The organism is Prosthecobacter sp. GW821-HT29F12, assembly GCF_058803405.1.
Window position 1 is genome coordinate 6,773,351 of sequence record NZ_CM179517.1, and the last position, 13,009, is coordinate 6,786,359.

At 57.6% G+C, this 13,009-nt stretch carries 14 protein-coding genes; 3 read left to right on the forward strand and 11 right to left on the reverse strand.

From position 1 onward, the window contains the following. Positions 1-6: 6 nt before the first annotated feature. Both AC3RLQ_RS27995 and AC3RLQ_RS28000 read right to left on the reverse strand, forming a co-directional pair. The gene (locus AC3RLQ_RS27995; protein WP_493031918.1) at positions 7-603 is read right to left on the reverse strand and encodes a hypothetical protein; all 597 of its coding nucleotides are present in this window, start codon (positions 601-603) and stop codon (positions 7-9) included. A 133-nt stretch (positions 604-736) separates the two neighbouring features. Continuing rightward, positions 737-1,606 (reverse strand): sugar phosphate isomerase/epimerase family protein, encoded by an 870-nt coding sequence (locus tag AC3RLQ_RS28000; protein WP_493031919.1) that lies wholly within the window; start codon positions 1,604-1,606, stop codon positions 737-739. A 156-nt stretch (positions 1,607-1,762) separates the two neighbouring features. Between AC3RLQ_RS28000 and AC3RLQ_RS28005 the strand changes: the two genes are divergently transcribed. Next, entirely contained in the window at positions 1,763-2,803 is a 1,041-nt protein-coding gene (locus AC3RLQ_RS28005; RefSeq protein WP_493031920.1) for an OmpA family protein, read from the forward strand. A 30-nt stretch (positions 2,804-2,833) separates the two neighbouring features. On the opposite strand, the gene AC3RLQ_RS28010 is transcribed toward AC3RLQ_RS28005, so the two are convergent. Beyond that, on the reverse strand, positions 2,834-3,277 hold the full coding sequence (locus AC3RLQ_RS28010; RefSeq protein ID WP_493031921.1) for a YiiD C-terminal domain-containing protein: 444 nt from the start codon (positions 3,275-3,277) through the stop codon (positions 2,834-2,836). A gap of 73 nt (positions 3,278-3,350) precedes the next feature. Further along, entirely contained in the window at positions 3,351-4,028 is a 678-nt protein-coding gene (locus AC3RLQ_RS28015; protein ID WP_493031922.1) for a histidine phosphatase family protein, read from the reverse strand. 62 nt (positions 4,029-4,090) lie between these two features. Here AC3RLQ_RS28015 and AC3RLQ_RS28020 point away from each other — a divergent pair, with 62 nt between their 5' ends. Then, entirely contained in the window at positions 4,091-5,020 is a 930-nt protein-coding gene (locus tag AC3RLQ_RS28020) for a glycosyltransferase family 2 protein (protein ID WP_493031923.1), read from the forward strand. 9 nt (positions 5,021-5,029) lie between these two features. Beyond that, positions 5,030-5,560, forward strand: a complete 531-nt coding sequence (locus AC3RLQ_RS28025) for a dTDP-4-dehydrorhamnose 3,5-epimerase family protein (protein ID WP_487687409.1) — start codon at positions 5,030-5,032, stop codon at positions 5,558-5,560. Positions 5,561-5,569: 9 nt separating this feature from the next. On the opposite strand, the gene AC3RLQ_RS28030 is transcribed toward AC3RLQ_RS28025, so the two are convergent. The 7 genes from AC3RLQ_RS28030 to AC3RLQ_RS28060 all read right to left on the reverse strand — a co-directional run bounded on the left by AC3RLQ_RS28030 (position 5,570) and on the right by AC3RLQ_RS28060 (position 12,904). Continuing rightward, on the reverse strand, positions 5,570-7,183 hold the full coding sequence (locus AC3RLQ_RS28030) for a right-handed parallel beta-helix repeat-containing protein (protein ID WP_493031924.1): 1,614 nt from the start codon (positions 7,181-7,183) through the stop codon (positions 5,570-5,572). 17 nt (positions 7,184-7,200) lie between these two features. After that, a complete protein-coding gene (locus tag AC3RLQ_RS28035; protein ID WP_493031925.1) occupies positions 7,201-8,142 on the reverse strand; it encodes a prolyl oligopeptidase family serine peptidase in 942 nt (313 codons plus the stop codon). 95 nt (positions 8,143-8,237) lie between these two features. Next, entirely contained in the window at positions 8,238-8,498 is a 261-nt protein-coding gene (locus tag AC3RLQ_RS28040) for a hypothetical protein (protein WP_493031926.1), read from the reverse strand. Continuing rightward, positions 8,495-9,727, reverse strand: coding sequence for a serine hydrolase domain-containing protein (locus AC3RLQ_RS28045; protein ID WP_493031927.1), 1,233 nt, complete (start codon positions 9,725-9,727; stop codon positions 8,495-8,497). The genes AC3RLQ_RS28040 and AC3RLQ_RS28045 overlap by 4 nt, the downstream gene beginning before the upstream one ends. 82 nt (positions 9,728-9,809) lie before the next feature. Beyond that, complete coding sequence (locus AC3RLQ_RS28050; RefSeq protein WP_493031928.1) at positions 9,810-10,697, reverse strand: sugar phosphate isomerase/epimerase family protein; 888 nt, start codon at positions 10,695-10,697, stop codon at positions 9,810-9,812. 5 nt (positions 10,698-10,702) lie between these two features. Beyond that, a complete protein-coding gene (locus AC3RLQ_RS28055) occupies positions 10,703-11,503 on the reverse strand; it encodes an SDR family NAD(P)-dependent oxidoreductase (protein ID WP_493031929.1) in 801 nt (266 codons plus the stop codon). A gap of 3 nt (positions 11,504-11,506) precedes the next feature. Next, positions 11,507-12,904 (reverse strand): FAD-dependent oxidoreductase, encoded by a 1,398-nt coding sequence (locus AC3RLQ_RS28060; RefSeq protein ID WP_493031930.1) that lies wholly within the window; start codon positions 12,902-12,904, stop codon positions 11,507-11,509. Between the last annotated feature and the right edge of the window lie 105 nt (positions 12,905-13,009).

Below are 13,009 nucleotides of genomic sequence, written 5' to 3' on the forward strand. Positions count from 1 at the left end.
ACCGGGTCAGTTGGGTTTCACCGCCGTCAGTCCTGGCACTTTCGAAGGATCATACTTCATACCCTTCGAGACCTGGATAAGCGTCATGCGAACTTTGGTGGGAAAGAACTTTTCGGGATCAGGACGTTTGTGAGCATGCAGATTGTGATCGTCTTTGATGACGAGATGCATTTCCTTGATGCCCTGGTTCCAGAGGATGTCGTTGTTTTGCCAGAAGGTGGTCATGTCGAGGTCCTTCTCATGCACGCCGGTGGTCTTATAAACTCCGGTGCCAATGCAGCCGTAGCCGTGGTTCTGGCCCTTGTAGGGAATGTAGCAGACGCTCCATGTCGTGGGTTGATCGCCCGCGGGCTTTTCAAGAACTTCAAGCCGCACATGCACGGTGCCATTGCGGTAGTCCACGGGGGCCGTCCAGTCCTTGGGGCGCGCAGCATTCAGCATGTCGCCTTTGACATAATAGTGCGACTGATTGGGCTTCGAATTCAAAGCGTCTTCCTGAGTGAAAGTGAAGGTGACATCAAACAGCACGAACTGATCGGCATGAGTGAAGGTTGCGCCAAAGCAGATCAGAAGAAGAGTGATAAGGAGGGTGCGGTGTTTCATGGCGGGAATCATGGTGGCGGACGTCGTGTGGTCAATGCTGGATGCTGTCGCCGCGAAGTGTCGGGCGGAAAAACAAAACGGCGCAGAGTGGGTGACTCTGCGCCGCTGCGGAGTGAAGTTTAAAAATTGACGGTTACTTCGTTGGCGTGGGCTTGAAGTTCTTCACGAATTCCAGGCACTTCGTCACGTCAGGCAGGCTGGTCTCCCAGTCCTTTTCCCATTCGACATCCAGCGGGCCCATGAAGCCCTGCTCGGCATAGAGGTTGAGCACGGCAGGGATGTCCGACTGGCCGGTGCCCCAGACCATGTCCTTGGCTTCACGCACGCCGAAAGCGTCGAGGTCTTTGACGTGACTGTCAAAGATGCGGCCTTTGAGAATCTTGATGGCGTCGGTGGGTTTCACTCCCGAGCGCACCCAGTGGCCGATGTCTGCGCAGGAGCCCATGCGGGCATCGCGGTCTTTCACCAGGCTGAGCACATACTCGGGGTCCCAGTAGCGATAGCTGCGATCCAGCGGCTTCTTGGGGTGATTGTGGATCCCCATCTTGATGTCGTATTCCTTCACCAGTTTTTCGATGAGGTCGAAGGCATCGTCGGCAGGTTCGCTGACGACCACGCCAACTCCCATGTCCTTGCAGAAGTCGAAAATCTTGCGGCATTCCTCCTCGTTGTTTGGCAGGCGCACCACGCCATAGCCCACGGGCGTGAGGCCCAGTTCCTTTAGTTTGGCCTTCACCGGAGCGCGCTGCTCCGCTGTGGTGTTGTGGTCGAACTTGGACTTCGGATCGGCCTTGGAAAGCAGATGGCCGGGGAAAAACTCCACCGTCTTGCCACCGGCGGCGGCGATTTTTTCCAGAGCCGTCATCAAATCAAACGACTTGAAGGTGTAGGCCTGGCAGCCGGCATAGAACTGGCCGACTTTGGCGCTTTCAGGCAGGGTTTGACCGGCCACAGCCAGGGAGGCCGTGCCGAGAAGAAGAGAGAGGAGTGTCGTTCGAATCATGGGGAAATTTGAACGGCAGGCCCGCGCACTTCTTGCAGGCTCGGAAGGAAGCAGGCCGCCAAGAATCGAAACGCATCAAGCCACTCACCTCAAGATTCGGCATTCTATCCAAGGAGTTTGCTTGCGTGGCGGCGCGGTGAGTTCATTTTCCCGCATATGAAAATTCTGAAGCCTGTTCTTCTCACTGCCGTTTTTGCCTTTGGTTTGTGCTTGGAGGTTTCAACGGCTGCGGATGTGAAGGGCGGCAAGGACCATCCTCTGCTCAAGCGCTACGAAGGCTCCACGCTGGTATCGTATGAACAGAAGAACTACGACGCGCTGAAGATGGCGCTGGAGTGCATCGTCTTTGATTACGGCGAAGGTAAGATGAAGCCCTTCAAAAAAGTGGAGGTCGAAGGGCGCAAGACCACGCTATTTTACAACCTGCCCGCAGGCATCGGCACGCTGGAAGGCGTGCGCCAGTATGAAAATGAACTGAAGGAAAAAGGATTTGAGATTCTCTTCCGTGCCTCGGGCGAGGAGATCGAGAAGAACAAGGGCGACAATCTGGCGATGGAAGTCTATGGCATGACTCCGGAGAACACGAACCGGGATCATCCGCAGATCATGGCCATGCAGGGGCCGGACAAGACAAAGTCGCACTACCTTGCCACCCGCCTCTCACGTCCCGAAGGAGATGTTTTCTGCTCCGTCTGGTCATTTGAAGCTTCATGGACTGCTGCCTCGCTGAAGGTTCCTGAGAAGAGCACCCTTGTACGCGTGGACATCTGCGAAGTGAAACCGATGGAGCAGAAGATGGTGCTGGTGAAGGCGGCAGAAATGGCCAGTCAGATCGCCCTCAATGGCAAGGTGGCTCTCTACGGCATCCAGTTTGACACCGACAAAGCCACGATCCGCCCGGACTCCGAAGCAACGCTGGCGGAGATCGCCAAACTGCTCCAGGAAAAGGCGGACCTGCGCGTGCTCGTCGTCGGCCACACGGATACGGAAGGCAGCTTTGAGTACAACCGCAGCTTGTCACAGAAGCGCGCTGACTCCGTGGTGGCGAATCTGGCGGACAAAGGCATTTCCAAAGAGCGGCTGTTTCCGGTCGGAATTTCCTTCGCTTCTCCTGTGGCGACAAATGCCACCGAGGAAGGCCGTGCGAAGAACCGCCGAGTCGAACTCGTGGACATGGGAGTGGCCAAAGCCAAGTGAGAAGGCGTGCCCTAGCACATGCTGCGAGTGTTAGCGGAGCGCCACGAAGTCCCCCTCAAACAGCACGCAGATTTGCTCTGCGTGGATGACCTGCACCTGAAGTTTGAGATGCGCCTTGCCGGTGCTTTGGAAGACTGATTTGAACGCGGCCAGCGCCGCCTCATCCGGCCTCATGCACACAGCTCGGAGCATGCCGCCCACCGGGCGCTTGTAGCGGATGTTGCTTTCGCGGATCACGATGTGTGCATTGCGGTCCCCCAGTTGCAGCCAGAGCATGGCATAGCCGGTCAGCGTGGTCAGCGCACTGAGGCTGCCGCCGAAAGCGGTGCCGAGATGATTGTGATTCGGCTCCAGCGGTGCTGTCACCACGAGTTGTGCGCCGTTGTAGCTTTCCAGCTTTACACCCATCGCCTGCGTGAGCGGGATCTGCTCATGCAGGAAGCGTTCAGTGTCACGCAGAAGGTCGTCGTTCATGGGAACAAAACTGTCGGGATGCCGCTCTAATGCGCAACAATCTTTGAAATGGGGAGGAGTATTCAGAGCCGTTTCATTTCGCCCACCAGGTCGAAAGACAAGCCTTGGGGGTGTCAGGCTTGATCAATGTGTCTTCGGAGTAATGCGAGGTGTCATTGAAGAGCATCAAACGCGCACGCACCGGATCTTTGAAGTCTACGACATTCAGTGCAGCCGGGTTTTGATCCAGATTATCCCGATACCGCCGGGGATCGAATCCGAGCAGGGAACTGAGCAGCAGGCGGATCGTCGCCTTGTGCGAAACGACAATCAATGACTCACCTTCGTGCTGCCTGACCACTTCCATCAAAGCCGGCAGTGCGCGTGCGGTCACCGCGAGGCCACTCTCGCCTCCTTCAGGAGCAAAGGTGAAGGGATCTTCATCCCACGCGGCTGCCTCGGCAGGAAACTGCTGTTCCACCTCGGCACGTGTCAGTTGCTCCCAGTGGCCATGCGAGATCTCACGCAGGCCGTCACGTGGATGGACCTCCAGTTGATGCGGCGCTGCCAGAATGCGCGCCGTTTCCATCGTGCGATCAAGAGGTGAGGCGTACACCGCAGCCACCGGCAGGCCTTTCAGACGCTGCGCCAGGCGGCCCGCCTGCGCACGGCCTTCATCGGACAGCGGCACATTGGTGGCGCCGGCAAAGCGGTCTTCGGCAGTCAGAATGGTGGCGCCGTGACGAATCAGGTAAATGCGAGTGAGAGCCATGAGGCCTGCCTATAGCACAGGCCATCTATGTCTTTCGAGCGGTTTTGCATTCATGCGGTGCCTTGTTGCCCGTCAGCGATAATTGGGCCGGGGAAGTTGACGCACACCGGGCGTTCGCGTATCGGGGCGCGATGGTGAATACAGAACCCAAAGTCACTGTCGTAATGGCCACCTACAACTGGAGTTCGGTCCTGCCATACTCCATTGGCAGCATCTTGCGCCAGACGCGGACGGATTTTGAACTGTGGGTGGTGGGAGACGCCTGCACGGACGACTCTGAACAAGTGGTGACCGCCATTCAGGACCCGCGTGTGCATTGGTACAATCGGGCGACAAACTTCGGGCAGCAGGGCGGGCCGAACAATGATGGTATCCAGCGCGCACGGGGCGAATACGTCGCCTATCTGGGGCATGATGATCTCTGGCTGCCGCACCATCTGGAATCACTGGTGGCAGCCCTGGACGATGGTGCAGACGTGGCCTGGGGAGCCCTTTCGTTCATTCTGCCGGATCAAAAGCGGGCATTGATGCCGCACAATCCCCAGCGCTATCAGCCCGGCATGTGGATCCCTCCTTCTGGAGTGATGCATCGCAAAAGCCTGGCGCAAAAAGTGGGAGGTTGGCGGTCTTATCGTGAGATCACCATGGATCCTGAAGCGGACTTGCTGGTCCGAATGCATGAGGCCGGAGGCGTGTTTCGCTTTGTGCCCCGGCTCACCGTATTGAAACTGCCTGCGGCTGAACGAAAGAATGTCTACCGTGACAAACCCTGTCATGAGCAGGCGGCATGGACCAAAAGATTGGAAGCCGGAGAGAACATTGAACAAGCAGAGCTGATAGAGCTGGCCACCCATCCTTTCCAGGCAGCAGGCACGTTGATAGGCCTGTGGTTCCGTGCTAAGGCGGACTTCTTCGGCAAACTGTTCCGAGGGTATAAAAAAACGGTGTTTGACCGCCGCCGTAAGTACAAGGGGCTCGTACCCAAATCCTAATTTTCATCCATGAAATCTGAACTTTCCGCCACGCCTGATCGGCAAACCGTCACGCCGCAAGGCCAGCCCGTCCAAACTCTGATCGATGGTGTCAAAGTGCGTCTTGCGGTCACACATCCCGATGAACGAGGTGATCTCTGCGAGGTATACAGCACTGCGTGGGACTTTGATGACGGCCCCATGGTTTACGCCTACTTCGCCAGCATCCGGCCTGGCCAGACGAAGGGCTGGGTCAAACACCTCCTGCAGACCGACCGCCTGTTTATGGCCGTCGGTTCTTTTCGTGTGGCTCTCTACGACGACCGGCCGGATTCTCCCACCTATCAAAAATTGAATGTCCTGTACTTCAGTGATCGGAAGCGCGGACTCGTGCGCATTCCTGCCGGCGTGTATCACGCGGTGCAAAATGTGGGGCATGTAGATGCCAGCTTTATCAACCACCCCACCCGCGCTTACAACCACGCACAGCCGGACAAATACCGGCTGCCGCTCGATACGCCGCTGATCCCTTTCAATTTCGCACCGACGCTGGGCGGGTAAGGCTGGAAATCACCGCCGCCCGTGATTGAAATCCACCGGCTTGCTGACGGTCGTTGCTCCTTGATTGTGCTCGATCAATGCATTTCTGCAGCTTGGATCCACGAGGATGGTTGCCGCCTTGTTTTGGAAAGTGTTTCCGGTGAACTGCAGGTCGTGGCCGTTGGGAGCGAATGTGACGGCCTCGCCGGGTGAGGAATCGCCGAGGATGAAGATGTTGTCTCGCACAATGACGGGGCCGTAGGCAGCGCCAGGCTCATAGATCGTGAAGTAGAGTTCCGGAAACTCACCCGGCTTGGCCGTGCGGTAGGAGATGCGACCACGCCGCATGTCGGGCTCGTTCTTTGTCGTGTTGTTCACGAAGACATTGTCCGTCATGACGAAATTGACCGGCTGGTTGATCCACGCGCCGCGTCCGCCATTGCGAAAGGTGTTGCCCGTCATCGTCACGTCCGTGCAGCTTTTTTCCACACTCACCACGCGCGAGCCGTTGGTGCCGTCCACGAGATTGCCGGTGATCGCGGCGTTCTGGCAGTACTCCGCCAGAAAGAAGGCCCCCATGCGGCTGCCGAGGATGTGGTTGTTCGCGAAGACGATGTTGCGGCTGCGCTGGATGTGCATGGTGTCGCCTATCGCACTGAGCTGGCAGCCGGTGACGCGCACATCCTTGGCACCCACAATGTCAAAGGCACCTTTGCCCGGACCACTGCCCGTCGGAGCATACGCGGCGAGGTAAGTTGCGCTAATGTTAAAGGTCAGGCTGCCGCTTCCGCCACCTTCAAAGCGAACCGGTGCACCTTGTGGCTGATCCGAAATCTTGATGTGTTCCGGCGTGGATTCGACAACAAAATATTGGCGACCACGCACGATATTTTTTGGCAGATCCGTTCCCAGGAAGGTCAGCGCATCCTTGGGTTCATCGGTTTCGCTGATGACAAGCGGACGGTTCGTGTTGTCGAACTTCACGAGATCACTGCTGAAGGTCACCTCACGCATGAGATCGGTGCGGAAATACTTCTTCGCCCCCTCCACTTCCCATGGCTCATACGACTCAGGCCACGTCATGATCTGCCAGAGATAGCCGTAGTCCCACATGAACTTGCCGCTGCGCAGCAGCGTGCAGCTTTCCAACGCCACGCGCTCGGCGTAGGCGGTCACTTCACTCTCGCTGTTTTTTCCGGCCTGTCCGTGCACTCCGATCACGGCACCGGCCATGCCATTGGCCTTCACTTCGCGAAAGAGAATATCATGCGTGCCGCCTTCTTTCGTCGTGGTGATCTCAATGCCCTTCGTGTTCGCATTGGGCTCCCACAGATTCTCCTTTTGGGCAGGATCAAACACATGGCCCACAAACTCCCCTCCCTGCCATGTGAAGTGTGAGATGTTCTCTCCAGCAAACACAACCACTCGCGCCTTGTCAGGCAGTGTCTCGGGTAGAATGAATCTGGCCCCATGAGCGAACACGGTCATGTTTGAGGCCAGCGTTAGAGGCTTGATGCCATCAAGATGATAATCCCCAGACGGAATCGTCACCACGCCGCCTTTGGCCAGCAGGGCGGTGAGAGTGGCAGAATCATCAGCCCAAGCTGTGATGCTGAGAAGCAGGAGGCAGAGAAAGGGCTTCATGATAAAGGCAAGTGAACTCAAGGCTTCTTAGCCTTCTGCACCGGTGTGCTGGGGAGTGAGGTCACATTCAGCGTGAACGCCTTGGCCGGCTGCTTGCCGAGAAGCTGAAGATCAAACCACTCGATCATGCGCTCCGTGTCCTGTGGCATTTCCTGCCAGCCGCCATGCCCCGCACCTTCGCGGATGACCAGCTCGCACACGGCCCCCTCTTCGTGGCAGCGCTTGAGAAAGCGTTGTGACTGTGTGATCGAAACCTGCGGGTCAGCATCGCCATGCACGATGAAGATCGGCGGCTGCCCCTTGTGAACCCAGTAGATGGATGAGAGCTCGCGTCCCAATGCCGCGCGTCCTTCCTCGGTCGCCGCCTTCGGACCAAAAGCCCCTGCATACGCCGCGAGCTTGCCGATGCCCACCGCGTTGTCGCCCGGCTCGAACCAGTTCAGGTAATCAGTCGGCGGATAAAAGCATGCCACGGCATTCACCGCGCTGCTCTCACGGTCGATAGGATCTGCCGCCTTCGCATCGCCAGGTCCCCCGCGTGTGGCCAGCATCAGGCTCAGGTGCCCGCCTGCGCTGCTGCCAGTGACACCGAGCTTTTGCGGATCCACGCCATAGTCGGCCGCATGAGCACGCACAAAACGCACCGCACGATTCAGATCCGCCACGATCTCCTCCACCTGAAAACGCGGCTGCGTGCCATGCACAACCACAAACGTCGTGTAGCCCGCCTTCGGCCAGCCGCCATCGCTGATGCCATTGTGGTTCGATTTCCATCCGCCGCTCACGATCTTGATGATGGCCGCCCCGTTCGGCTTCACCGGCTTGAACACATCCATGGTCAGCGCCACGCCATCATGCTTGGTGTAAATGACATCGCGAATGCGCTCCGGTTCCTGTGCATGGAGTGCGGAGGTGATCAGAACGAGGCAGGGACTTAGATGGAGCAGGAGGCGTTTCATGGTTGAATCAGTGTTGTGTCTTACTTCTAAAAGTTAGCAGTAGTCTTCCTAACCGCAGCTCGGAGATGCGGCAAGGCGCGCATGAATTCGCTGGCTCACGGATTTTTGGCGGGTTGATCCAAGGTCTTCAGCAGCACGTCATTTGGACCTAGACCGAGTTCACCACGCAGTTTCGATTCTGCCTGCGCATTCCGCTTCAATTCGTTTGCCACTGTATGGGGATCCTCAGGAATGGCGCCTTGGTCATGTGTGTCGGCGATCCAGGTATCAGGTTGATGGCGCAGGCACCCGAGTGTGATGCCTTGTGCGGGATCATCGAAGAGCAGAGCACCGACAAGCATGAGCATGGTCTTCATGGTTTGATCCCAAAATGCGTGACTGCGGCTTTCATGAAGCTCCCGTACATGATCTTCTGCTCCTCGCCGGTCATGTCAAATCGCTCGACGAGGATCACCATTGCGAGCTCATTCTTCGGATCGATCCACATGGCAGTGCGGCGTGCACCCCGGTGGCCAAAACTGCCGACGCTGGGGCCTTCATCATCCTTGAGTTTGATCGAGAAGCCAACGCCATAAGCTGAATCTGGGCTCACAGGCACATCACCCGTTTGAATGGAGGACATCTGCTTCACCGCCTGTTCGGAAAGGTAGCGTTTCCCATCGAGCGTACCACCATTGAGGAGCATGCGGCAGAACGTGCCAATATCGGACGCCGTGGAGTAAAAGCCACCGGCGGGTTCACCAAAGTGCTTGGCATAGCTGAAAGCCACGCCCGCGCCCATGTCGGCCGTGATCGCGCGCGGCACATGGACACCCTCGCTCCATTTGTCGATGATGCGCTGTTCGGCATCCTTGTCCTGCTTGATTTCCTCAAGACCTGTCTTGTCCGCAGTGACGCGTGCCGTGTGTGCGAGCCGTGATGCCTGTTCTTCATTCGGCCAGAAGGTCGTGTCCTTCATGCCCAGCGGATCAAACAGACGCTTCTGCATGAAGTCAGCGTAGCGCATGCCGCTGAGCACCTCAATGATGCGGCCACCCGTATCGATGCCGCAGTTGTTGTATTCGTATTTCGTGCCCGGCTCCTGACGAAGAGGGTAAGAGGCGAACAAGACCACATTTTCCTGCAGCGACTGCGTTTTCTTCAATCCCTTTTCATTTGCGAGCACGAGGCCGCTGGTGTGACACATCACCTCCCGCACAGTTATCGGGTTCTTAGGCGCGTGGAGCGTTCCGTCCGCTGCTTTCACCTGTTGCCCTTTGAACTCCGGCAAAAACTTCTCCACCGGATCATCCAGGCTCACCTTGCCTTCATCGACGAGCATCATCAGCGCTGTGCCTGTCAGCGACTTGCTCATGGAAGCGATCCAAAAGACCGCATCTTTGCGCATGGGTGCTTTGTTGGCCAGGCTGGCATAACCCGCCGCCTCAAGATCGAGCACCTTGTCTTTGTTGGCTACCAACACAACAACACCAGGCGCAATGTGCTTGTCCACAAATGACTGCAGGACAGGCTGAAGCGGGCCCGCGCTCTCACCATGCGAGAGTGATGCCAGAGCGAGGCAGAAGAGGAAAATGGTGGGTTTCATCGGAGTGAAACGAGCAGGGAGATGCCTCCCAGGAAATTACGTGGGTTCGTTTTCATCACAAAAATGGAGGGGGTGGAATCGCCTACTGCGGCCAGTAGATGGCGATCTTCTTTTTCAGGAAATCCACACTGCGTGCGAGCTGCTCCATGCCATCCACACCGTCCTCGATGCTGATCCAGCCGTTGAAGCCTTTGCTCTTCAGTTCGGTGAAGATCGCATCGTAGTCATTGAGCCCTTTGCCGATCTCGCCATGGCGCAGGCGCTTAGCATAGCCCTGCGCACCGCCTTCTTCTTTGCGCAGATCTTCGATGGTGCCTTCCGCCAGATAGCGGTCGCTCGCATGCATGGTCACGACTCGGTGCGACACACGCTTCAACAGCTCAATCGGGTCCTCACCCGCGAGGTAGGTGTTGGAAGGATCGTAGTTCACGCCGAAGTTCGGGTGGTTCACCGCATCCACGAGTTTGCAGAACACATCCATCTTCTGCGCGAATTCGGGATACTCCCAAAAATCATCCTTGTAGTGATTCTCAATGATCAGCGTGATGCCGCGCTCCTGCGCATAGGGCAAGCAGGCATAGATGGATTCAGCGGCCAGTTTCACGCCTTCATCCAACGTCAGTTCAGGACGACGTTGCCCGCTGAGGACGCGGCAGTAGGATCCACCGAGCGTGTGCGTCATATCGATCCAGCGTTTCTGCTTCGCGATTTCTTTGTCGCGGAAAGCAGCATCCGGGTGGGTGAAGTCGGGCGAGCAGCACATCATCGGAATCACCTTGCCAGTATCCTCGACCTCCTTGCGAAAGCGCGGCCAGTTGCTCTCATCGGCCATCTCGAGAAAGCCTGCGTACCATTCAAGGCCCTGCACATCGAGTTTGGCGGCGAGCTGAATCCATTCGGAGACGGTCATGGTTCCTTCTTTGCAGAGGGCCTGCATGAAGGCTTTGGGGAAGGCGGCGAGTTTGGGCATGGTGGTTATTTGGAGGGAATGGTGGAGGCGTCTTTGGGTGGATTGCGGCCAATGAAGGGATGCTGTTCCAAGTCAAACACCTGACCGCTGATGGGGCCGCATTCATCGGCCAGCAGCCATGCCGCACAGGCGGCGATCTCATCGGGCCAGAGGATGCGTCCGGCGGGAGCATAGACTTTGGGAAGATCGGCATACCAGTCTTCGCGCAGGCCGTGTTCGCGTTTGCGCTTGGCCTCGTTTTCCGTGAGCACCCAGCCAGGATTGATCTGGTTCACCCGCACACCGTCTTCGCGCATGAGCGTATCGCCCAGATTGCGGGTCAGTGTCATAAGCGCACCTTTGCTTACGCTGTAGGGCATGAGGTTGGGCTCGCCGCTGTAGGCATTGACGCTGCCAATGTTGATGATGCTGCCATGCGTTTCGCGCAGGTGAGGAAGCGCGGCGCGGATGATGAGGTAAGGCACCACGCAGTTGATCTCCAGCATGCGGCGGAACCACGCGCCGTCCGTAGTTTGAAGGTTCCCCGTGCCCACCTGCGCGGCGTTGTTGACGACGGCATCAATTTTACCAAAGGCCTTGATAGCCTGATCTACCAGCATCTGCGGTGCGGCTTCGTCAGCGAGATCTTTGATCACAAGCGTGGCGTTCTCCGTGCCGAGTTCTGCAACCGTTTGCTCTCCAAGATCCTGCTCAAGACCATGAATGAGTACGCGGGCTCCTTCTGCGACGCAGCGCTTGGCGATGGCTTTGCCGATGCCGGTGACGCTGCCGGTGACGATGACGACTTTGTTTTGAAGACGGGACATGGGTTAGGAATCAGTAAAAGGACCGGAATTTTGTTGGGAGAGAGTTTCACGTACGCGCTGACCATTCAGCGATGCGACCGAAGTTTTCTGCTTCAAACTCATCGCCGCAGCACAACCCGCCGCTTCACCAAGCGCCATGGCGGTCACCGTTACACGGGTGGAAGCATGCGCGCCACGCGTGGCGCTGTGGCAGCGGCCCGCCACCAGCAGATTTTCAATCTGCTGCGGCACCAGCGAGCGATACGGAATGTCATAAGGCCCTGGCTGCACCTTCTGCGGATCAAAATCATTCGCACTGCCGACAACGGTTTTGTTCGGGTGCAGGTCGAGATACCAGCAGCCGGTGGCAATCGCATCATCAAACCGACGGCCCTGCATGATTTCCTTCTCGTTCAAAATGTGCTGACCGATGAGCCTGCGCGACTCACGCACGCCGATCCACGGATAAGCTTCGAGAAAATAGGAGTCCGCAAAGGCGGGAATATCACGCTTCCACGCACGATGCATGGCCAGCGCATCGGCCCGGCCCTGCATCTCAGCGCGGCTCAGATCAGCGGCGTCGGTGGGATTCGCGGGAACACGCACACCGTGAATATAAACCTCATCGTTGGAATACATGAACATCACTCCCGGCCCGTAAAAATGCGGCAGTTCTCCCAGCTCCTGCGCTTTCACCAGCGCAGCACGGCAGAGCTTGCTGATGTCCTGCACGCGCTGGACCTTGGCGATGCGGAAATGCAGCGTCAGCGGCTGCACCTCGGCGCTTTGCTCGGTGGGCGCACCCGCGCGCGCCGCCACATCGGCATCGCCCGTGCAGTCGATCACCACCTTGGGCTTGATGCGGACGAGTCCGTCCTTGTTCGCGATCACCACCGAAGTCACACGGCCATTGGCAGACTCCGCATCACACACGAAGGAATTGAAAAGCACAGTCAACTTGTCGCCGCAGGCCTGCAACTCGCGGTCCAGCAGCACCTTGAACTCAAACGTGTTCGGTATCGTGGGGTTGTGCGGTTTGATCTCCTTGGCATCCGCCTTGCATACCCCCGTCTTCGCTAGCAACTCCAATGCGATCCCGCGAACCACGACGCGATGCGTTTTGATGTCCGCAATGCCATCAAAGTAAGGCAGCCCCACGCTGGTGATGATGCCGCCCGCGAACGGGGCCTTTTCCACCAGAAGTGTCTTCGCGCCATTGCGTGCGGCGCTGAGTGCCGCCGCTGTCCCCGCGCAGCCACCACCGCAAACGAGCACATCCGTCTCGATCTCGCGCATCGGTGCTTTCACCATCACCTGATCCGCCGCCACCACAGATGCCATGGGGGCCACCGCCGCGACGGCAGACGCCTTCACGAAGGCACGCCGCGTGCTTGGGTCACTGCTGGTTGGGTTGGGATTCATGACTCTGAGCATAACGGAGACACGCCCTGCAGTTCCACGACAAAGTCTGTGTGAAATGCGTCAATGATTTTGAGCTTGGGCAAATCCCCGGTTTCACCTATCATT